General features: G+C 64.9%; 14 protein-coding genes and 1 riboswitch. Of the genes, 8 read left to right on the forward strand and 6 right to left on the reverse strand.

Translation table 11 applies throughout. From position 1 onward, the window contains the following. Positions 1-59 precede the first annotated feature (59 nt). From leuD to leuB, 3 genes are read left to right on the forward strand one after another with little or no spacing between them, the layout of a single operon-like run. Positions 60-707, forward strand: coding sequence for a 3-isopropylmalate dehydratase small subunit (gene leuD / locus A7D17_RS18485; protein ID WP_064510433.1), 648 nt, complete (start codon positions 60-62; stop codon positions 705-707). A gap of 32 nt (positions 708-739) precedes the next feature. Continuing rightward, on the forward strand, positions 740-1,489 hold the full coding sequence (locus tag A7D17_RS18490; RefSeq protein WP_082862167.1) for a methyltransferase domain-containing protein: 750 nt from the start codon (positions 740-742) through the stop codon (positions 1,487-1,489). Between the two features lie 37 nt (positions 1,490-1,526). Next, on the forward strand, positions 1,527-2,600 hold the full coding sequence (gene leuB / locus A7D17_RS18495; RefSeq protein ID WP_064510435.1) for a 3-isopropylmalate dehydrogenase: 1,074 nt from the start codon (positions 1,527-1,529) through the stop codon (positions 2,598-2,600). A gap of 1,839 nt (positions 2,601-4,439) precedes the next feature. On the opposite strand, the gene A7D17_RS18500 is transcribed toward leuB, so the two are convergent. The 5 genes from A7D17_RS18500 to ilvC all read right to left on the reverse strand — a co-directional run bounded on the left by A7D17_RS18500 (position 4,440) and on the right by ilvC (position 10,218). After that, entirely contained in the window at positions 4,440-6,002 is a 1,563-nt protein-coding gene (locus tag A7D17_RS18500; RefSeq protein WP_064510436.1) for a 2-isopropylmalate synthase, read from the reverse strand. Further along, positions 5,999-7,069 (reverse strand): threonine dehydratase, encoded by a 1,071-nt coding sequence (locus A7D17_RS18505; RefSeq protein ID WP_239692255.1) that lies wholly within the window; start codon positions 7,067-7,069, stop codon positions 5,999-6,001. Before A7D17_RS18505 ends, A7D17_RS18500 begins: the two co-directional genes overlap by 4 nt. Positions 7,070-7,207: 138 nt before the next feature. After that, positions 7,208-7,465, reverse strand: coding sequence for an ACT domain-containing protein (locus tag A7D17_RS18510; RefSeq protein ID WP_064510438.1), 258 nt, complete (start codon positions 7,463-7,465; stop codon positions 7,208-7,210). Then, on the reverse strand, positions 7,449-9,170 hold the full coding sequence (gene ilvG, locus A7D17_RS18515) for an acetolactate synthase 2 catalytic subunit (RefSeq protein WP_064510439.1): 1,722 nt from the start codon (positions 9,168-9,170) through the stop codon (positions 7,449-7,451). Before ilvG ends, A7D17_RS18510 begins: the two co-directional genes overlap by 17 nt. Positions 9,171-9,216: 46 nt before the next feature. Beyond that, entirely contained in the window at positions 9,217-10,218 is a 1,002-nt protein-coding gene (ilvC, locus tag A7D17_RS18520) for a ketol-acid reductoisomerase (protein ID WP_064510440.1), read from the reverse strand. A 646-nt stretch (positions 10,219-10,864) separates the two neighbouring features. Between ilvC and ggt the strand changes: the two genes are divergently transcribed. Both ggt and A7D17_RS18530 read left to right on the forward strand, forming a co-directional pair. After that, on the forward strand, positions 10,865-12,574 hold the full coding sequence (gene ggt / locus A7D17_RS18525) for a gamma-glutamyltransferase (protein ID WP_064510441.1): 1,710 nt from the start codon (positions 10,865-10,867) through the stop codon (positions 12,572-12,574). A 62-nt stretch (positions 12,575-12,636) separates the two neighbouring features. Beyond that, on the forward strand, positions 12,637-14,493 hold the full coding sequence (locus A7D17_RS18530; RefSeq protein ID WP_193395364.1) for a methyl-accepting chemotaxis protein: 1,857 nt from the start codon (positions 12,637-12,639) through the stop codon (positions 14,491-14,493). Positions 14,494-14,688: 195 nt separating this feature from the next. Here A7D17_RS18530 and A7D17_RS18535 read toward each other — a convergent pair whose 3' ends face one another. Continuing rightward, entirely contained in the window at positions 14,689-15,264 is a 576-nt protein-coding gene (locus tag A7D17_RS18535) for a hypothetical protein (protein ID WP_153041996.1), read from the reverse strand. Positions 15,265-15,663: 399 nt separating this feature from the next. Then, positions 15,664-15,762: riboswitch (TPP riboswitch) on the forward strand. Positions 15,763-15,875: 113 nt separating this feature from the next. Between A7D17_RS18535 and thiC the strand changes: the two genes are divergently transcribed. The 3 genes from thiC (at position 15,876) to A7D17_RS18550 (ending at position 21,512) form a co-directional block, all read left to right on the forward strand. Further along, positions 15,876-17,753 (forward strand): phosphomethylpyrimidine synthase ThiC, encoded by a 1,878-nt coding sequence (gene thiC / locus A7D17_RS18540; RefSeq protein WP_064510444.1) that lies wholly within the window; start codon positions 15,876-15,878, stop codon positions 17,751-17,753. Between the two features lie 427 nt (positions 17,754-18,180). Continuing rightward, complete coding sequence (locus tag A7D17_RS18545; protein ID WP_064510445.1) at positions 18,181-20,508, forward strand: winged helix-turn-helix domain-containing protein; 2,328 nt, start codon at positions 18,181-18,183, stop codon at positions 20,506-20,508. Positions 20,509-20,618: 110 nt separating this feature from the next. Then, a complete protein-coding gene (locus tag A7D17_RS18550; RefSeq protein WP_064510446.1) occupies positions 20,619-21,512 on the forward strand; it encodes a helix-turn-helix domain-containing protein in 894 nt (297 codons plus the stop codon). Positions 21,513-21,542 lie beyond the last annotated feature (30 nt).

Consider the following 21,542-nt stretch of genomic DNA (forward strand, 5'->3'; position numbering starts at 1 on the left):
GTCCTGCTTCCCGCTCTGCCCATTCCCGACTCCCCATTCCCCATTCCCGGCCTCTCTCAATGACTCCTTTCACCCAACACACCGGACTGGTGGCGCCGCTGGATCGCGCCAATGTCGATACCGACCAGATCATTCCCAAGCAGTTCCTGAAGTCGATCAAGCGCACCGGCTTCGGGCCGAACCTGTTCGACGAATGGCGTTATCTGGATATCGGCGAGCCGGGGCGCGATAACAGCACCCGTCCGCTCAATCCAGAGTTCGTGCTCAATTTCCCGCGCTACCAGGGCGCCAGCGTGCTGCTGGCACGCGAGAACTTTGGCTGCGGCTCCTCGCGCGAGCATGCGCCATGGGCGCTGGACGAGTACGGATTCCGCGCCGTGATCGCGCCGAGTTTTGCCGACATCTTCTACAACAACAGCTTCAAGAACGGCCTGCTGCCGATCGTGCTGGCCGAAGCAGACGTGGATGCGTTGTTCGAGCAGTGCCTGGCCACCGAAGGCTACCAACTCACCGTGGATCTGGACGCGCAGCGCGTGCGCCGGCCCGATGGTGTGGAGTACGCCTTCGAGGTCGATGCATTCCGCAAGCACTGCCTGCTCAACGGCCTGGACGACATCGGCCTGACCTTGCAGGACGCCGAGGCGATCGGTCGGTTCGAACAAGCCCATCGCGTGCGGCAGCCGTGGCTGTTCGGCGCCCTGCAGTGATCGCGGCGGCGTCATCCCCGTGCGCCGACACCCTGGGCGCGCATGTCGCCGCGCAGTTCGGTGCGCAGGCGCAGGCCTATCTGCAGAGCGAGGTGCATGCACAGGGCACCGAGTTCGCCGAACTGCGCGCTGGCCTGGAGGGGCATCGCAACAGCCGCCTGCTCGACCTGGGCTGTGGCGCCGGGCATGTGAGTTTCCAGTTGGCGCCAATGATGGCCGATGTCGTGGCCTACGATCTCTCGGCCGAGATGCTGGAGGTCGTGGCGGCCACGGCGACCGAGCGCAACCTGGTCCAGGTGCGCACCGTGCGCGGTGTCGCCGAGTGCCTGCCGTTCGAGAGCGGCAGCCTGGACGTGGTGGTCAGCCGATATTCGGCGCACCACTGGAGCGACCTGGGGCAGGCATTGCGCGAAGTGCGGCGGGTCCTGCGGCCGGGCGGCGTTGCGGCGTTCATCGACGTGGTGGCGCCGGGATTGCCCCTGCTGGACACGCATCTGCAGGCAATCGAACTGCTACGCGATACCAGCCATGTGCGCGACTACAGCGTGGCGCAGTGGCTGCAGATGCTGGGCGAGGCCGGCCTGCAGGTGCAGCGCCACCGTTGCCAACGTCTGCAGCTGGACTACCTGAGCTGGGTGGACCGCATGCGCACTCCCGCGGTACTCCGCGCGGCAATCCGCGCGCTGCAGGACGCAGCGGTGGACGATGTTCGCGACTATTTCCAGATTGCCGCCGACGGCTCTTTCAGCACCGACGTGCTGGTGCTGTGGGTGGCGCGTTGATTCCCATGGCGCGGTGGCGCCAACCCACGAGGATTGCATGAGCAAGCAGATTCTGATTCTTCCCGGTGACGGCATCGGCCCGGAAATCATGGCCGAAGCGGTCAAGGTGCTGACGCGGATCGACGCGCAGCACGGTCTTGGCTACAGCCTGGTGTATGACGAACTCGGCGGTGCCGCCTACGACAAATATGGCAGCCCGCTGGCCGATGAAACGCTGGAGCGCGCGCGTGCCGCCGATGCAGTGCTGCTGGGCGCGGTGGGTGGCCCGCAGTGGGACACCATCGACCCGGCATTGCGCCCGGAGCGCGGCCTGCTCAAGATCCGCTCGCAGCTGGGCCTGTTCGCCAACCTGCGCCCGGCCTTGCTGTATCCGCAACTGGCCGAGGCATCCACGCTCAAGCCGGAGGTGGTTTCGGGTCTGGATCTGCTAATCCTGCGTGAGCTCACCGGCGGCATCTACTTCGGCCAGCCGCGCGGCAATCGCACCCTGGACAACGGCGAGCGCCAGGCCTACGACACCTTGCCCTACAGCGAAAGCGAGATTCGCCGCATCGCCAAGGCCGGTTTCGAGATGGCGCGCCTGCGCGGCAAGAAGTTGTGCTCGGTGGACAAGGCCAATGTGCTGGCATCGAGCCAGCTGTGGCGCGCGGTGGTGGAAGAGGTGGCCAAGGACTATCCGGATATCGCGCTATCGCATATGTACGTCGACAACGCCGCGATGCAGCTGGTGCGCGCGCCCAAGCAGTTCGACGTGATCGTGACCGACAACATGTTCGGCGACATCCTGTCCGACCAGGCCTCGATGCTCACCGGCTCGATCGGCATGCTGCCCTCTGCCTCGCTGGACGCCAACAGCAAGGGCATGTACGAGCCCTGCCACGGCTCGGCTCCGGACATTGCAGGCAAGGGGATTGCCAATCCGCTGGCCACCATCCTGTCGGTGGCAATGATGCTGCGCTATACGTTTGCGCAATCTGCTGCAGCTGATGCGATCGAAAAGGCGGTCGGCAATGTGCTCGACCAAGGCCTGCGCACCGCCGATATCTGGTCGGACGGCACAACCAAGGTTGGTACCGTGGCTATGGGCGATGCAGTGGTGGCCGCGCTGTAAGCGCGATCGTTCGGCTGGTTTTTGTCGAGGAACAGCGGTCATCGCTTTATCGGGCGATGGCCGCTTTCGTCTGCGGAGCCCAGCGGTGGCGCGGTGCCGCTGGTTGATGCCGCTGATCGAAGAACGCTGCGTTCAAGAGGGGAGTCGTGCCTGCGGATTCCTTCTGCCACCGACCGTCACCGAAGGTGCGTGCGCGCATGCCGATACGCGTGCAAGTGCCCCAGTGGGCGAGGTATTTGCGCAGAACCGCAGGCCTCGTGCGTGGGGATGGTCGATGCGCGGCGCCGCACCCGTGAGCGGGACACGCCATAAATCCGTCCCTGGAGGCTCGGTGGCGGCATCCATGCCGCCAACGGTCCCGCCCCCGGGCGCGACACCACGATCCCGGCATTGCTACTGCTGATCGGCAAGCAATGCGTCAAGCAGGTGTTGATGCCTGCGGACTCGGTGGCCGATGTCATCGGCAAGCCATCCATCTGCTGTCACGCCGCCAGGAATGGACGCTTGGAAAAAGTGCAGCTCATCTGGCTGTTCGCAGTTCTTTTCGCAACCGATAGCAACCGGTGGTGCTTGCGCGGGTGCACGCGCAAGCGCCCGCAGCAGACCGAAGCATTCGCATGGAAACGCGAGCTGTCGTACGCAAGATTGATCGGTATGCGGATTTGGTCGGTAGCGCGCGGCGCCGCATCCGGTGTCGGGACACGCCGTAAATCCGTCCCTGGAGGCTCGGTGGCGGCATCCATGCCGCCAACGGTCCCGCCTCCGGACGCGTCACCACGCTCCCGGCATTGCTACTGCTGATCGGCAAGCAATGCGTCAAGCAGGTGTTGATGCCTACGGACTCCGTCATGCCGCCAACGGTCCCGCCTCCGGACGCGACACCATCTCCCGGCATTGCTACTGCTGATTGGCAAGCAATGCGTCAAGCAGGTGTTGATGCCTGCGGACTCGGTGGCCGATGTAATCGGCAAGCCATCCATCTGCTGTCACGCCGCCAGGAATGGTCGCTTGGAGAAGTGCAGCTCATCTGGCTGTTCGCATTTCTTTCCGCAACCGATAGCAAGCGCCCGCAGCAGACCGAAGCATTCGCGTGGAACTCCAGGTGTCGTGCACAAGATTGATGGGTGTTCGGAGTCGGTCGGCAGCGCGGCGCCGCATCCGGTGTCGGGACACGCCGTGAATCCATCCCTGGAGGCTCGGTGGCGGCATTCATGCCGCCACACGGTCCCGCCCCCAGACGCGACCCCACGCTCCCAACATTGCCGCCGCTGATCGGCAAGCAATGCTTTAAGCAAAACGTTGACGCCTGCGGACTTCGTGGCTGATGTAATCGGCAAGCTATTTATCTGCTCACGTCGCCAGGATGGACGCTCCGAAGGACCTCCAGCCCAGCATGCCCTCTACATTTCTTTCCGCAACCGATAGCAGTTGGTGGTGTTTGCGCGGGTGCCGGCGTGGGACCTTGAGCGGCATGGATGCCGCGCCAGAGCCTACATGGACGTACTTGCGGCGTGTCCCACGCCGGCACACGTGCAAGCGCCCGCAGCAGATCGAAGCATTCCCGCAAGGCCGCAAGGCCGCAAGGCCGCAAGACGAATGCGAGGTCTGGGCCCGGTGTCGGCACGAATGCAAGCCCCTCCACAGACCGACGTATTCGTACGGAACCCGCAGACGTCGCCCGCCAGGCTGGTCCTTCGTGCAGCGCCGTTTCCAGCATACATATACCCACAGGCGCCGGCAGCAAATCGACACGCCTGCAAAAAATTGAAGCAACAACCACGAAAACGGCCGGCAGATCACTCTGCCGGCCGTCAGGTTTGCATCGTCCAGCGTAGGGCGTTACGCCACCGCCGCCGTCTTGCCGGCCACTACGCCGCGCTCGCGCTGGCGCAGCAACCGGTTTGCGACATCCAGCCACGCCAGCGCGCTGGCTTCGATGATGTCCTTGCTGGTGCCGGTGCCTTCGTATTCCACACCGTCGTGGCGCACGCTCAGGCTGGCTTCGCCACGCGCGTCCGCGCCGATGCCGACGCTGTGTACCTGGTAGCTGTCCAGCTCCAGCTTCACGCCGGTCGCCGACGCCAACGCGCCGAACAAGGCATCGACTGGCCCGTTGCCCTGCGCAGTTTCAGCCACGCGATTGCCTTCCGGATCGGACAGCTCCACCAACGCGTTGGCGCGGCTGCCCACATCGCTGATGGTCATCGATGCCAGGCGATAGCCTTCCTGCACGGTGGCGTCTTGCATCAGCGCCTGCAGGTCGGCATCGGTGACTACGCGCTGCTTCTCGCACAGCGCCTTGAATTGCTCGAAGACCAGCTTGACCTCTTCTTCCTCCAGCAGATAGCCCAGTGCACGCAGGCGCTGCTCGACCGCTGCACGGCCGCTGTGGCGGCCCAGCACCATCTGCGACGACTCCCAGCCCACATCTTCTGGGCGCATGATTTCGTAGGTGCCGCGGTGGCGCAGCATGCCGTGTTGGTGAATGCCCGATTCGTGCGCGAACGCATTGCCACCGACCACCGCCTTGTTGCGCTGCACCGGCATGCCGACCAGGCGCTGCAACAACTGCGAGGTGGAGACGATGCGTGGCGTGTTGATTGCCGAATCGATGTTGTAGAACGCACCACGCACCTTCAGTGCCATGGTGATCTCTTCCAGCGCGCAATTTCCGGCGCGCTCGCCGATGCCGTTGATGGTGCATTCCACCTGGCGTGCGCCGCCTTCGATGGCCGCCAGCGAGTTGGCCACCGCCAGGCCCAGATCGTTGTGGCAGTGCGCGCTGAAGATCACCTTGTCGGCACCCTCGACGCTGGCGATCAGGCGCGAGAACATGCCGCGGATCTCTTCCGGCGTGGTGAAGCCCACCGTGTCTGGCAGGTTGATGGTGGTAGCACCGGCGGCGATTGCCACGCGTGTGACCTCGGCCAGGAAATCCTCTTCGGTGCGGGTCGCGTCTTCGGCAGAAAACTCCACGTCATCGATGTAACCGCGCGCCAGCGTCACGTGCTTGTGCACCGATTCCAGCACCTGCTCACGGCTCATGCGCAGCTTGTGCTCGCGATGCAGCGGACTGGTGGACAGGAAGACGTGCAATCGCGGATTGGCCGCCAATTCCAGCGCTTTGGCCGAGGTCTCGATATCGGTCTGCAGGCAGCGCGACAGCACAGCCAGCGTCGGCCGGCGCAACTCGCGTCCCATCATGGCGACCGCTTCGCGGTCTGAGTGCGAGCTGGCCGGGAAGCCGGTTTCGATGATGTCCACGCCGAGCTCATCCAGCGCGCGCGCCATCACCAGCTTTTGCTGGGGCGTCATGCTGCAGCCGGGGGATTGCTCGCCGTCGCGCAGGGTGGTGTCGAAAATTCGGATACGCGGGGTCTGGTTGGATACGGTCGTGTTCACCAGGAAGACTCCTCTACTGCGATGGCGGTGACAGGCGTTGTAGCGACTGCAGATGGACGGGAAACAGCGGTGGGGTGTGGCGGTGGTTTGACGCTACGTTCGTTGCGAAGCCGCTCGGTATTGCGGCGGCGCGGTTTGCGTGGCGGACGCGGCCGCACTTCGGACAAGAGCGTGGCCAGAACGGTTGCGTCGATATTACCGCCAGAGACCACCGCACATTTGCGTTTGCCCGCAACGCGGCGACCAGCGGCCAGGGCGAGGGCACCGGCGCCCTCGGCAATGACATGTTCTTCCAGTGCCAGCCGCACCAGTGTTTCGCGCAATTCGGCCTCGCGCACGATGACCACATCGTCCAGCAGGCTCGCGCAGAGGCGGCGGGTGAGGAAGCCGGGAATCTTGACCTTGACGCCGTCGGCGAGCGTGGCAACGGGCGTGATCTCGCGCACATCGCCGCGCACGGCACGGGCCATGGAGTCCACGCCTTCCACTTGCGCGCCCACCACCCGCACGCCCTGCGACTTCAGCGCAAGCGCAACGCCGGAGGCCAGGCCACCGCCGCCGATCGGCACGATCACCACGTCCGGTGCATGCGCCGCCAGCTCGATGCCCACCGTGCCCTGGCCGGCGATCACGTCCGGGTCGTCGAAGGCGGACAGGAAGCGGTAGCCGTTCTGGTCAGCCAGCTCGCGGGCGAAGGCAAATGCTTCGTCGTAGCTATTGCCATGCTGGCGCACGGTGGCGCCCCAGTGCGCCACGCCGGCGATCTTGGTCTGCGGTGCGCCATGCGGCATCACCGTGATGGCCTGCACGCCCAGCCGATAGGCCGACCACGCGACGCCTTGCGCATGATTGCCGGCCGAGGCACAGATCACCGGGCGCTCGTCGCCGCGCTCCAGGCCGGCCAGCAGCGCGTTCAAGGCGCCGCGCACCTTGTAGGAGCCGGTGCGCTGCAGGTTTTCCAGTTTCAGCCAAACGCCGAAGCGCTCGGCGTAGTGCAGCGGGGTGGGCGACAGATACTTGCGCAGGCGTGCCTGTGCAGCCAAGACATCGGCCACGCTAACGGCCACGTCGCCTACGTCTGGCTCCTGCGGGGCGGGGCGGCCTGAATCAGGCATTGCGGCACGCGCACGGCCGACCCGGAAGAAGACACCTCCGGACGGCGTTGTGGTGATCACGCGAGGTCTGCATGCTGGACATCAGTACGTTCATGCGGCGGCCTCGACCGATTCCAGTGCGGTGATCGCAACGGATTCGCAGTCGTACACTTTCTCCAATTGCAGGCGCAGCGTTTCCGGCGGACGGCTGCTGTCCACATCGAGTTGCAGGTGCCAGCGGCCTGACCCATCCGGTTGGGCAGCACCCTGGATGGCGCATGGACGAAAGCCGCGGCGTTCGGTCATGCCGATCACGCGCACCAGTGCGCCTTCGGCCGGCTTCAGCACCAGGTCAAGCCGGTAACGCATGTGTCGTCTCCTTGGCCGCGTGTGCGGGATTGCTGTCCAGCATGGTGCTGTTGGCGTTGTTGGGCGGCACCAGTGGCCAGACGTTGGCGCGTGCGTCGATGGCCACATGCAGCAGGCCGGGGCCGGGCTGGGCCAGCAACTCGGCCAGCGCCGCGTCCACGTCGCCACGCGCGATGATGCGCTTGGCCGGGATGCCGAACACTTGCGCCAGCGCGGCAAAATCCGGGTTGTCGGACAGATCGATCTCGCTGTAGCGCTCGGCAAAGAACAGTTCCTGCCATTGCCGCACCATGCCTAGCGAGCTGTTGTCCAGCAGCACGATCTTCACCGGCAGCTTGCAGCGCGCAATGGTCACCAGCTCCTGCACGTTCATCATGAAACTACCGTCGCCGGAGACCAGCACCACGGTGCGGTCCGGGCAGGCGAACTGCGCGCCCATCGCAGCCGGCAGGCCGAACCCCATGGTGCCGAGCGCACCGCTGGTGAGGTGGTTGCGCGGATCGTTGAAGCGGCAATGCTGGGCCACCCACATCTGATGCTGGCCCACATCACAGGCAATGATGGTGTCGGCCGGGGCCACTTCGCTCAGGCGCTTCAGCAGCGCCGGTGCATAGATGTCAGTACCGGGCGCGTCGTAGCGCGCACCGAATTTTTCACGGTTGGCAAAACAGCGTGTGCGCCAGCCCTGGCAGTTGGCCCGCGCTGCGCTCAGTGCCTTGAGGCTGGTCGCCACATCGCCGGGCACCGCAATGTCGGCGGTGCGCAGCTTGGAGATTTCATACGCGTCAGCATCCAGATGGATGACGCGCGCAAACGGAGCGAACTCGCTCAGCTTGCCGGTGGCACGGTCGTCGAAGCGTGCGCCCACCACCACCAACAGATCGCATTCCTGGATCGCCATATTGGCCGCACGGGTGCCGTGCATGCCCAGCATGCCCAGGTAATCCGGATGCGCATGCGGCAATGCACCCAGGCCGCGCAAGGTCAGCGCGGTCGGGATGCCGGTCGCCTCGACGAAGCGCCGGAAGGCTTCCACCGCTCCGGCCAATGCAATCCCGCCACCGCCGTATACCACCGGGCGCTCGGCGCTGGCGATGGCGGCCAGTGCCTCGGCCAATTTCGCATCCGCCGGTGCCGGTGGCGGCAGCACCGCCGCCGGCACATGGTCTGGCAGATGCGAGGCATCGGCGATCTGCACGTCCTTGGGCAGGTCGATCAACACCGGGCCCGGGCGTCCCTCGCGTGCAATACGGAACGCTTCGCGCACCATCTCCGGCAACTGGTCCACGCTGCGCACCAGGAAGCTGTGCTTGACGATCGGCATGGTCATGCCGAACACGTCCAGTTCCTGGAACGCATCGGTGCCCAGCAGGGGCGTGGCGACCTGGCCGGTCAGGCAGATCATCGGCACCGAGTCGAGCATCGCATCGGCGATGCCGGTGACCAGGTTGGACGCGCCCGGGCCGGAGGTGGCCACGCATACGCCGACCCGGCCGCTGGCACGGGCGTAGCCGTTGGCGGCGAGGGCGGCGCCCTGTTCGTGACGGACCAGGATGTGCTTGAGCCTGGAATCCACCAGGGCGTCGTAGAACGGCATGATGGTGCCGCCCGGATAACCGAACAGCGTTTCCACGCCTTCGGCTTCCAGGGCCTGCGTCAGCCAGCGCGCGCCGTTGCGGGGCGTGCTGTGTGCGGAGGTGTTCATGCGTTGCGGACCTTCGGTGTTAAGCGGTGGGGGATGCGGCGGCGAGTTACGCCGCTTGTTGGTTCGCCGGTGCGGCAGCGGCCTGCTGTTCGCCATTGAGCCATACCATCTTGGCGCGCAGCTTCTTGCCCACTTCTTCGATCGGGTGCTCCAGATCGGCCTGCTTGAACTTGGTGTAGTTCGGCAGGCCGGCTTCGTATTCGGCCACCCAGTTCTTGGTGAAGGTGCCGTTCTGGATGTCGGTCAGCACGTCCTTCATGCGCGCCTTGGTGCTGGCGTCGATCACGCGCGGGCCGCTGACATAGTCGCCGTATTGCGCGGTTTCGGACACGAATTCCAGCATGCGGGTGATGCCGCCTTCGTAAAACAGGTCCACGATCAACTTCAGTTCGTGAAGGACTTCGTAGTACGCGATTTCCGGCTGGTAACCGGCTTCCACCAGCACCTCGAAACCGGCCTGCACCAGCGAGGATGCACCACCGCACAGCACGGCCTGCTCGCCGAACAGATCGGTTTCGGTCTCTTCCTTGAAGGTGGTCTTGATGATGTTGGCACGCGCGCCGCCCAGGCCGCCGGCATAGGTCAGCGCGAACTGCTCGGCCTTGCCGCTGGTGTCCTGATACACCGCATAGATACACGGCACGCCGCGGCCGATCTCGTATTCGCGACGCACCAGTGCGCCCGGGCCCTTTGGCGCCACCAGCACCACGTCCAGATCGGCGCGCGGGGTGATCATGTCGAAATGCACGTTCAGGCCATGCGCGAACAGCAGGCAGGCGCCTTGCTTCATGTTCGGGGCGATGACGTCTTCGTAGAGCTTCTTCTGCACCATGTCCGGGGTCAGGATCGCGACCAGATCGGCGCTCTTCACCGCCTCGGCCGGCGCCACCACGGTGAAACCGTCTGCCTGCGCCTTGGATTCGGTCGGGCCACCGGGACGCAGGCCGACGGTGACGTCGAAGCCGGAATCGCGCAGGTTCAGCGCATGCGCGCGGCCCTGGCTGCCGTAGCCGATGATCGCGATTTTCGGTTGGGTGTCATTGCTCATGAAGTAATCCTTGCGGGGTTGGCAGTAGAGATGGGCGGATCAGCCGGCGGTGCGCGCACGGGCCGGCTGAGTAACGCGGGGACGAGCGATGGCACGACGCCGCCAGCCACTGGCGCCCGCGCCTGGATGGGCGCCGGTGGACCGTGGTGTGGAGGTGGTCGTGATGTCGTTCATGTCATTCGAAACTTTTGGTGGTCCCTGAAACGCGAAACCCCGCGCCGTTGCCGGTGCGGGGTCTGATCGAAGCCTTGTGTGTCTGTTGCCTACACGAAGCCGCGTCCCGCACCGGTTGGCGAGGTAATAAGTACGAGCACGAGAAGCGACGCTGCCGTCGCGCCGAGGGGCGCGGACATCAGAGCGTTCGAGGTGGCATGGCGGTGCGGCATGGGATTGAGATAACCATCGCCGCCGGTGAGGTGTCAACCCTTGCGGATGAAACATCGGTGGGCCGACTGCACGCACCGTGCGAAGCCGCATGGCAGCAGCATGGTTACCGCTGAAACCGCATCGCCTGATGGCCGGCAGAGCCGACCTGGATCACCAACTGCGCGGGTTTATCGCAACTCGCACTGTTGGTCGGGCACTGCGCCCCGGGCCACTGGTATGGTGGGTCATCCACTGTCGTGTCTTGGGGAGTTGCCTGCACATGCGTCGCGTACCTGTCTTGCTGGTGTCTGTTCTGGCGCTGCTCGCGCCGCCCCTCGGCGCCGCCGACCGCATCACCGGGCAGCCTTTCGCCACCCGCTCGGAAGTCATCGCGCCGCATGCCATGGCCGCCACCTCGCAGCCCTTGGCCACCCAGATCGCGCTGGATGTGATGAAGAACGGCGGCTCGGCGGTGGATGCGGCGATCGCCGCCAATGCGGCGTTGGGCCTGATGGAGCCGACCGGCAACGGGGTGGGTGGGGATCTGTTCGCCATCGTCTGGGACCCCAAGACCAGCAAACTTTATGGCTACAACGGCTCAGGTCGTTCGCCCAGGTCGCTGACCCTGGCCGAGTTCCAGCGCCGCGGGCTGAAGGACATTCCGCCGACCGGCCCGCTGCCGGTGTCGGTGCCCGGGGCAGTGGACGGCTGGTTTGCGTTGCATGCGCGCTTCGGCCGCAAGCCGATGGCGCAGAACCTGGCCCCGGCGATCCGCTACGCGCGCGAAGGCCATCCGGTGGCCGAAACCATTGCCTACTACTGGGACCGCTCGGTGCCGCGGTTGTCGCAGTACCCCGGCTTCAAGGAACAGTTCACCATCGACGGGCGCGCCCCGCGCAAGGGCGAGCTCTGGAAGAACCCGAACCTGGCCAACACCCTGCAGCAGATCGCCGACGGCGGCCGCGATGCGTTCTACAAAGGCGAGATCGCGCGCACCATCGGCGCCTACTTCAAGGCCAATGGCGGCTACCTGAGCTATGAGGACATGGCCAGCCACCAGGGCGAGTGGGTGGAGCCGGTCAGCACCAATTACCGCGGCGTTGATGTGTGGGAGCTGCCGCCCAACAGCCAGGGCATCGCGGCATTGCAGATGCTCAACATCCTGGAAGGCTACGATTTCTCCAAGATCCCGTTCGGCTCGGCCGAGCACGTGCATTTGTTCACCGAAGCCAAGAAGCTGGCCTTCGCCGACCGTGCGCGTTTCTACGCCGACCCGGCCTTCCAGCCCGCGCCGCTGGCCAAATTGGTGTCCAAGGAGTACGCGGCCCAGCGCCGGTCGCTGATCTCGATGGACAAGGCCTTGAAGGAAGTGCAGCCCGGCACGCCCAGGCAGCTGGAAGAAGGCGACACCATCTACATGACCGTGGCCGATGCCGACGGCATGATGGTGTCGCTGATCCAGTCCAATTACCGCGGCATGGGCAGCGGCATGGCGCCACCGGGGCTGGGCTTCATCCTGCAGGACCGCGGCGAAATGTTCGTGTTGAAGAAGGACCACCCCAACGGCTATGCGCCGGGCAAGCGGCCGTTCCAGACCATCATCCCCGCCTTCGTCACCAAGGATGGCAAGCCCTGGCTGAGCTTCGGCGTGATGGGCGGGGCGATGCAGCCGCAGGGTCACGTGCAGATCGTGATGAATCTGGTGGACTTCCACATGAACCTGCAGGAGGCCGGCGATGCGCCGCGCATCCAGCATGAAGGCTCCACCGAGCCGACCGGCCAGGCCACCGCAATGAGCGATGGCGGCGAGGTCAATCTGGAAACCGGCTTTTCCTACGACACCATCCGCGCGCTGATGCGCAAGGGCCACCGGGTGATCTTTGCCGACGGCCCGTACGGCGGCTATCAGGCAATCGCGCGCGACCCGGCCAGCGGCGTCTATTACGGTGCCTCGGAAAGCCGCAAGGACGGGCAGGCGGCTGGTTACTGAGCAGACCGCCACAGTCGAGCCTGCCGCTCAACTCCCGCCGCCGCGCGCCGCTAACAATACGGATGGATCAGGAACTCCCCATGAGCTCGATGCAACAGCCCGATTCGCCGTCGCAAACCCAGGCGGCCTTGCTTCCCGATGCACCGGTGGCCTTGTTGCGCCTGTCGGCCGAAGCCTGCGTGGTGGCCTGCAATCGTGCCGGCCTGGATGTGCTGGGCAAGACCGCCGGCGAGTTGGCCGGTGCACCTGCCAGCGTGTTGTGGGGATTAGGTGTGACCGACCTGGTCGGCGAAGAAGGCGTGTGGGCCGCGCCGGGCGATGATCCGGCCCGGCGTGTGCGCTATCTGCGCGACCGCGCGCATGGTGGCTGGATGCTGTCGCTACCGCACGTGGAAACCGCGATTTTGCTACGCGAGGCCACGCGTCTTGCCGAAGACAGCCGCCCGGTGCCGATTTCGCCGCTGTTGCAGCCGCTGGTCGCGCGTCTGCAGGCCGAGCATGAAGACCGCACCGTGCTGGAGCGCACTGCGCAGGCGCTGGCCGGTTGCGAACTGGAACTACTGTTGCCGCCCGGTCTGGCCGACACCGAGATGGGGCGTCGGCTGCAGGCCGGCTTCGGCAATCTGGCCGAAGCGATCCGCCAGGCGGTCGCACTGTCGGTGCAGATCGCCGCCGAGGTGCCGCCGCTGGTGGCCGAGAACGATGAGATGGTGCGCCAGTCGCAGGCGCAGACCGACGCCCTGGATGGCGCGCGTACCGCCGTGGAGCGGCTCTCGTCCAGCCTGCAGGACGTCAATGCCGAACTGGCGCAAGTGATTGCGCTGGCCGCCAGCGCCGATGACAGCGCACGCCAGGGCGTGGCCGCGGCGCATGCGCTTGGCCAGGCCATGCACGAGGTGGAACGCCGGGCGGCACGTGCCGGCGAAGTCATCGAGGTCATCGACTCGGTGGCGTTCCAGACCAATATCTTGTCGATCAACGCCAGCATCGAAGCGGCGCACGCCGGCGATGCCGGGCGCGGCTTTGCGGTGGTCGCCACCGAGATCCGCCGCCTTGCAGAGCGCGCTGCCGCCGCCGCCCGCGACGTGCGCGCGATCCTGGCCGAAACCAGCGCTGCGGTGGGCGAGGGTGCGGCCTCCGCGCGCGGCACCGAAGCCGTGCTGGATGGCATTACCCGCGTGCTCGGCCAGGCCAGTGCCGCAATGACCACGGTGGCCGGGCGCATCCAGGCGCAGGACGGGGAAATTCGCGGTATCGAGCATGCGGTGGATGGCGTGGTTGCGCTGGGTCGCAGCAATCTGCAGCACGCCGCACATGTGGCCGAGCGCAGCGAAGCCCTGGAGCGCGGCACCGAAACCCTGCGCGATTGCGTGGGCCTGTTCCGGTTGCCGGCAGATCCGTTGCAAGTGCCGCGGCACGCCCGCGTCAAGGAGCTCGCCGTTGCCACGGCGGGCAAGATCGGCGCGGCGTTGGCGCAGGCCATCGCACTTGGCCAGATCGACGAGGCGTCGCTGTTTGCACGCACCTATACCCCGATCCCCGGCGTGGAGCCGGCCAAGTTCAGCACCGACTTCGACGTGGTCTGCGATCACGTGCTTCCGCCGCTGCAGGAGCCGCTGCTGGAAGCGCATCCGTGGATCGTGTTTGCGATCTGCGCCAATCCCGACGGCTATGTGCCCACCCACAACCTGCGCTTCACCCAGCCATTGACCGGCGACCCCAAGCGCGACCTGGTCGGCAACCGCACCAAGCGCAAGTTCACCGACCGCGTTGGCCGCAGCGTCGGCGCGCATACCGATCCGTATCGGCTGCAGGTCTACCGCCGCGACACCGGCCAGATCATGTTCGATCTGTCCGCACCGATCTTCGTTGGCCGCAAGCACTGGGGCGGACTGCGGGTGGGATACACCCTGGAGTAATCCTCGCGCGGGCGGGCATGGCACGTCCAAAGCGAGTAACTGCTCCGGCACTGGCCACAGTGTCTGCTCAGGGCCGGTCCCGTCGCCGTTGGAACCGCGCATGCAGCACGCAGCAGCTTGCAGGCCGTGGCGAGACAGGACTCCAGTGCGACAGTGGTGCTTCCGAGGCCGCGACCATGCGTGCCGTGCGTGGATTCAGCGCAGTGGCGACTGGCCTGCCCAGAGTGCACTGCAGACGCTGTCGACATCGAGCGTGTCATCCTGCAATACGGCCTCGACGAAAGTCTCGCGCAACTGCTGGGAGGCCATGCCGGCGCGGAAATCGCGGGCGATGCGCGCATGTTTCGGCAGAATGATGAGGTTGGATTCCGGCGCGATCAGGTCGGCCTCGAATGTCCCGACGAAATCGAAGGTATGCGCGTCCTCGATCAGCGTGCCCACGCGGGCATGCCCGGTGCAGCCGAAGACGCGATCGCCGTAGGAAAGGCCGACCAGCGTCTGGCAGTCCAGATCGCCGAACACGTACAGGCCGCCATTGGCAATGATTGCGCGGGCGCGCAGGTCTCCGGCGACGATCAGGCTGGCAATATCGTTGACGAACAGAATGTCGCATTCGACGTCGCCCAGCACCACGAGCACGTCCTGCTCGATCTCCAGCGCGCCATCGATCCGCAGTGGGCCGTCGCAGCACTCCTCGCCTGCATGGAAGTGCAAATACTCCCAGTTCGGTGGGCAGCGCGCCTGCAACGCTGCTGCCTCGGCACCGGTCAATGGGCGGCGTGCGATTGTCGAGCGCATGGTCGGTGACATCCAGGCGGAAGGTGGCGAATCATGGTCTATCAGCATGAACGCGTCTAGGTGGCTCCAAGAAACGCTCACTACCCAGACAGGCCATGGCGTCCCACGCATTCGCTTATCCGTTTCACGAAAAAATAACGGGTTGCGGCAGCTGCCGGCTCGCAAAAAAAACCGCCGAAGGTCGGCGGTAGGGAGAGAGAGCAGTTTCTTGTCGTTATGCGGGCAGGCTAGCCAGGGGGCATGCCGTGGAAATGTCGGTGCATGTCAGGGGCGCGGGGTGTGTTCAGCTGTGGCGAGGCGGGCCGTATGGGTGGCACGCACGCCCAGGCGGCATTAGCGCATGCCGCATGTCTTGGCGATGTGGTTTAATCGCCGCCGAAGTGGGGGTACCGCAGCACCGTTGCGGTTGAGATAGTCCCTTGGAACCTGATCCGGCTCATACCGGCGTAGGGAAGCTTCGTTAGATGCGATGGTCCGTGCCTGCACGGGCGATCCGTGTTGAGCGCCGCCGCTTCGTCCGCACTGCGACTTCCTCGCAGAGCCAGCGCCATTGGTGCTGGTCCCCAGCACACAGGACGAATGCCATGAATGCCGCGCCTACCGTTTTGCAGCAACACGCCCAATCGCTGTCCGAGGCCGTGACCCGGCCGATTCCCGGTTCCCGCAAGATCTTCGTGTCCGGCTCGCGCGCCGATCTGCAGGTGCCGATGCGCGAGATCGTGCTGACCCGTACGCCAACCTTGTTTGGTGGCGAAGACAATCCGCCGCTCAGCGTCTACGACACCTCCGGGCCTTACACCGATCCGCAGGCGGCAATCGATCTTGCGGCCGGGCTTGCACCATTGCGTGCGAACTGGATCGCCGAACGCGACGACACCGTGGTGCTCGACCAACTCAGCTCCAGCTTCGGGCGTGGCCGCGAACACGATGCACGGCTGGATGCGGTGCGCTTTTCAGCGCGGCGTCTGCCTCGGGTTGCACGCGCCGGCGCCAATGTCACGCAGATGCATTACGCACGCCGCGGCATCATCACCCCGGAGATGGAGTTCGTGGCCATCCGCGAAAACCAGCGGCTGGAGGCGGTGACCGATGCGGCGCTGCGCAAGCAGCACCCCGGCGAGCCGTTCGGCGCCGCGATCCAGCAACGCATCACGCCGGAGTTCGTGCGTGAGGAGATCGCACGCGGCCGCGCGATCCTGCCCAACAACATCAACCATCCGGAAAGCGAGCCGATGATCATCGGCCGCAATTTCCTGACCAAGATCAACGCCAATATCGGCAACAGCGCGGTGTCCTCGGGCATCGCCGAAGAAGTCGAAAAGCTGGTGTGGTCGATCCGCTGGGGCGGCGACACGGTGATGGATCTGTCCACCGGCAAGCACATCCATGAAACGCGCGAGTGGATCATCCGCAATTCGCCGGTGCCGATCGGCACGGTGCCGATCTATCAGGCGCTGGAAAAGGTCGATGGACGCGCCGAGGCGCTGACCTGGGAAATTTTTCGCGACACCTTGATCGAGCAGGCCGAGCAGGGCGTGGACTACTTCACCATCCATGCCGGCGTGCTGCTGCGCTATGTGCCGCTGACCGCCCGGCGCGTCACCGGCATCGTGTCGCGCGGCGGATCGATCATGGCCAAGTGGTGCCTGGCGCACCACAAGGAAAACTTCCTTTACACCCATTTCGAAGACATCTGCCAGATCATGAAGGCCTACGACGTGGCGTTTTCACTGGGCGATGGCTTGCGCCCTGGCTGTATCGCCGATGCCAACGACGCCGCGCAGTTTGGTGAACTGGAAACCTTGGGCGAGTTGACCAAACTCGCGTGGAAGCACGACGTGCAGACCATGATCGAAGGACCGGGGCATGTGCCGATGCAGTTGATCAAGGAAAACATGGACAAGCAGCTACGCGAATGCGGAGAAGCGCCGTTCTATACCCTTGGGCCGCTGACTACCGATATCGCGCCTGGCTACGACCACATCACCAGCGCGATCGGTGCGGCGATGATCGCTTGGTATGGCACGGCGATGCTGTGTTATGTCACGCCCAAGGAGCATCTGGGACTGCCAAACCGCCAGGACGTGCGCGACGGCATCATGGCCTACAAGATCGCTGCGCATGCTGCCGACCTGGCCAAGGGCCATCCCGGCGCGCAGGTGCGCGACAACGCCTTGAGCAAGGCGCGTTTCGAATTCCGCTGGGACGACCAGTTCCATCTGGGTCTGGATCCGGAAAAGGCCAGGGAGTATCACGATGAAACCCTGCCCAAGGACGCGCACAAGCTGGCGCACTTCTGCTCGATGTGCGGGCCGCACTTCTGCTCGATGAAGATCACCCAGGACGTGCGCGATTATGCCGCCGAGCACGGCATGGGCGAGGAGCGCGCGCTGGCGGCAGGGATGGAGGAAAAGGCGACGGAGTTTCTGGAGCAGGGCGCGCAGGTTTACCGCGCGTCGTAGCCGGGTCATTCGGTTGCACGGCAGCCTGCGTGAGGCGCGGGCTGCTTAGGAACAGTTCAGCAAGTTTTTGTGCAGATTGCAGCGGCCCCCGCAAGTGCCGCGCTGCAGCCAAGTTGCAAGCGGTTACATAATTCAAGGCTTGTGGGCCGTCTAACTGAATCGCAGATAAAAAAATCGCGCCAGAAGGCGCGAAGGGAATATCGTAATTATTTGAATTCGTCGGCGAGAGAGAGAGAGCCTGACGTCACTGCCTGTCATAGGAAGCAACGGGCCATAGAGTAAAATTTGCACCAAATGGATGCATGACACAGTCGGTCGTCGTCCTTTGCTGAATTTGGCGCTTCGCAGCTTTCGGGTGTTGCGTCTTCTGTGGTTCTTGCATGCCGATGCCTGTTTTTTGCCGATGAGTGTTTCTCCCACTACTGCGATGTCCTCTGGCCGGCTGCGTGTCGGGCAGTGTGTGGTCGACGTTGCCTCGCGCGAAGTGCATGCACCGGGCGCCAAGCGCGTGCTGCGGCTGGCGCCGAAATCCCTGGCAGTGTTGCTGACCCTGGCCAGGCAGCCGGGGCAGGTGGTCACGCGCGAACAACTGTTGGCCGAGGTCTGGCCCGACACCTTGCCCACCAACGATGTCGTCACCCAGGCCGTCACGCAGTTGCGCAAGGCGCTGGGCAGCCATGGCAGCCAGCGTTCGGAGCATATCGAGACGATTGCCAAGACCGGCTACCGCCTGTTGGCGCCGGTGGCGTGGGATCTGCATGCCGAGCCACCCATGGTGCAGCTGCCAGAAACAGACGTGCCTGCCGGCGAGCCGCTGTCCGAGCACGCGGCGCCAGTCGCAACCCAGCCAATGCATGCCGGGTCGGACGCGGGCCAGCAGGCAAACGCGCAGCGCTTGCCTGCGACACCAATGGCGCAGCATCGGCGCCGCTTTATGGCCTTGGCCGTTGCCAGTCTGGCATTGCTGGTGGTGTTGGGGCTTGCGGCGCGCACGCTGTGGCTGCGACCGCAGGCCACCGACACTGCTGCGTCGGCACCGGCGGTGCCAGGTAGCCCCAAGCGGCCGTACCAGGTGATCACTGCAGGCGGTGGGTTCGATCTGACTCCCAGTCTCTCGCCCGATGGCGCGATGGTTGCCTATGCCTCGCTGACCAATGATCGCGTGGGCACCTCGATCCTGGTCAAGACCACCGACAACGCCTACCCGCGTGTGCTGGAGACGCCTGCACCCGGCGTCTCGGATCGCTTGCCGGCCTGGTCGCCGGATGGACGCGAAATTGCGTTTGCGCGGCAGGCACCGGACGGTAGCTGCAGGATCATGATTGCGGCGGCGGCCGGCGCGGCCGCCTCGCGCGAAGTCATGCGTTGTGATGGCGCCGACATGCTCAGCTTCAGCTGGTCGCCCGACGGACGCGCCTTGCTGTTCGGCAGCATGACCGGCGCGCAGGGCGCTCCGCGGATCCGTCGCCTGGACCTTGAAACCGATCAATGGCAGGAGCTGGCCTACAACGCGCAGCCGACCGATTTCGACTACGCGCCGCGCTATTCCCCGGATGGGCGCTGGATCGTGTTCCTGCGCAACCCCCAGCTCGGCGATCTCTGGCGGATTCCTGCACACGGTGGCACCGCCGAACGCTTGACCCATGACAATGCCGACATCCGGGGCTGGAGTTGGCTGCCCGACGGCAGCGGCCTGATCTTCGGTCGCCGCGTCGATAGCGAGGCGCGGCTGTATCGGCTCGATCTGGTCGACCGCAGCCTGCACGATCTGGGCGTGGACGACGCGCAGGCGCCGGACGTGGCTCAGGGCCATCTGGTGTTCGTCCAGCGCAAGCCGCAATTCGGCGTGCATCAGGTCATCCATGACCCGATGAATGGTGGCTACATCCGGCGCAGGTTATTCGCCTCCAATGGACGCGACGACCATCCGATGATTGCTCCTGATGAGCGCCAACTCATCTTCGCCTCCAATCGCTCCGGTGCTTATGGCCTGTGGTGGGGTGATGTCACCCAGCCTGGCTCGGTGCGCTTGATCGAAGGGGTACGGCCGGACGCGCGACAGGCCGCGGATTGGTCAGCCGACTCGCGGCAGGTCCTGGTCAACGGGAGCGATGCAGAGGGACACGCAGCGCTGTTCGAAGTGACGCCGGCTACCGGCAAGGCGGTCCGACTGCCGGTACCGCTGGCACGGCCACTGCAAGCCATCTATCTGCCTGATCCCAACCAGGTGATGGTTGTTGCCGCCGATGACGATGGGCACACCTTCGCCACGCTCTACGACCGGCGCAGCCGGCCCTGGCGCGCGCTGGCCAGCTTGCAGGATGTCTCGCAACTGCGCCTGGATCGCGACAGCGGACACGTGTTGTTCACGCACCTGAGTGGCGCAGGCTTGTGGCAGATCGCACCGACCCTGGCCGCCGACAGCGTGCGATCGGTGGATCCACAGCAGCCATCGCGTTGGCGCTATCGCAGTTGGGCACCAGGTGCGGATGGCCGGGTGCATTACCTGTCGTCCACTGACAGCTGTGCGGCCTACGACAGTGAGCTTCGCAGCAGGCGTGCGCAGTGCCTGGATGCGGATAAATTCACCACCATCAATGGTTTCAGCGTGGACCAGCGCAGCGACGCGATGTATGTGGCACTGGCTGAGGAAGACGGCAGCTCGATTGCCTACATGGCGCTGCCGGAACGGTCTTCGGTTGCCCCCGGCTTTATCTCCAGCATGTTGATAATACTGAGGAAAATGACCTCGTAAATTTTTCGGAAAAGTTTCGTAGCGATTTCGGCACAGTTTCGTCAGAACTTCCTGATTCGCGCCAGATTCGGCAAAACACTACGCCCTCTTTTGTATACAGGGCTGCCAACATGCAACAGGTCATCACTGCCGATCGCGGCCTCGCACTCTCATTGGATGGTGCCAGCGAATCGACCTCGACCACATGTCTGGCAGTCTCGCGGTTGGGCAGCATCCGCACCACGTCTGCGACGTTCACGCTATGGGTGCAGTTGCGCGGGCGCGCATGGGTGGAATCCAAGGAAGGGCGTTTCCGCCTGCGTGCCGGCGACTGGATTGCCTTCGACAAGGACTCCCATCCCGCCGTGCAGGCCGACCGGAGCGCGCTGTGCGTCGGCGTCAGCCTCGATGGCGACAGCCTGCAGTCCCTGGCCGAGCTGACCGATGCCACGCTGTATCCGGGACGCAGCCATCTGTCGCGCAGCGATCTGCGTATCGCATTGCGGCTGTGGCGCAACGCGGCAGTGCAGAGTGGCAGTGCCTCGGCACGTCCGCTGTTGCTGCACCTGGCAGCAATGCAGCGCGACTTCATCGAGCAGGAGCAGCGTTGCCCAGGTCGCTCACGCAGCCGTCGTCGCCAGGTCTTCGGTCGCATGCAGCGCGCCCGGCTTTACCTGGAAGGCAACAGCGACCGCGTCGTGCGCATCAGCGAACTGGCGCAGCTGACCAACTTCTCCAGCTGGTATGTCTCCAAGACGTTTCAAAGCCTGTACGAGGAAAGCCCACAGGCGTTGTCGGCGCGCCTGCGACTGGAGCGCGCCTCCGATCTGTTGCGCGACACATCGATGATGATTGGTGAGGTTGCGGCCGCCAGCGGCTTCGATAATTGCTGCAGTTTTGCGCGTGCGTTTCGTGCGCGCTTCGGGGTCTCCGCATCGCATTACCGGGACCAGACGACCAATCCGCCAGATTCGGCAAAGCCACGGAACGTGACGCGCAAAGCGACGGCGTTCACGCAATCGTAATTTGCACAGGGGCGCTTAACGCGCCACTAA

The sequence above is a fragment of the Xanthomonas floridensis genome, from assembly GCF_001642575.1.
Taxonomy (GTDB): domain Bacteria; phylum Pseudomonadota; class Gammaproteobacteria; order Xanthomonadales; family Xanthomonadaceae; genus Xanthomonas; species Xanthomonas floridensis.

Coding starts and splice junctions, on each gene's coding strand:
- leuB (WP_064510435.1), top strand. CDS start 1,527: ATGAGCAAGCAGATTCTGATTCTTCCCGGTGACGGCATCGGCCCGGAA.
- A7D17_RS18510 (WP_064510438.1), bottom strand. CDS start 7,465: ATGCGTTACCGGCTTGACCTGGTGCTGAAGCCGGCCGAAGGCGCACTG.
- ggt (WP_064510441.1), top strand. CDS start 10,865: ATGCGTCGCGTACCTGTCTTGCTGGTGTCTGTTCTGGCGCTGCTCGCG.
- thiC (WP_064510444.1), top strand. CDS start 15,876: ATGAATGCCGCGCCTACCGTTTTGCAGCAACACGCCCAATCGCTGTCC.
- A7D17_RS18545 (WP_064510445.1), top strand. CDS start 18,181: ATGTCCTCTGGCCGGCTGCGTGTCGGGCAGTGTGTGGTCGACGTTGCC.
- A7D17_RS18550 (WP_064510446.1), top strand. CDS start 20,619: ATGCAACAGGTCATCACTGCCGATCGCGGCCTCGCACTCTCATTGGAT.
- A7D17_RS18530 (WP_193395364.1), top strand. CDS start 12,637: ATGGATCAGGAACTCCCCATGAGCTCGATGCAACAGCCCGATTCGCCG.
- ilvC (WP_064510440.1), bottom strand. CDS start 10,218: ATGAGCAATGACACCCAACCGAAAATCGCGATCATCGGCTACGGCAGC.
- ilvG (WP_064510439.1), bottom strand. CDS start 9,170: ATGAACACCTCCGCACACAGCACGCCCCGCAACGGCGCGCGCTGGCTG.
- leuD (WP_064510433.1), top strand. CDS start 60: ATGACTCCTTTCACCCAACACACCGGACTGGTGGCGCCGCTGGATCGC.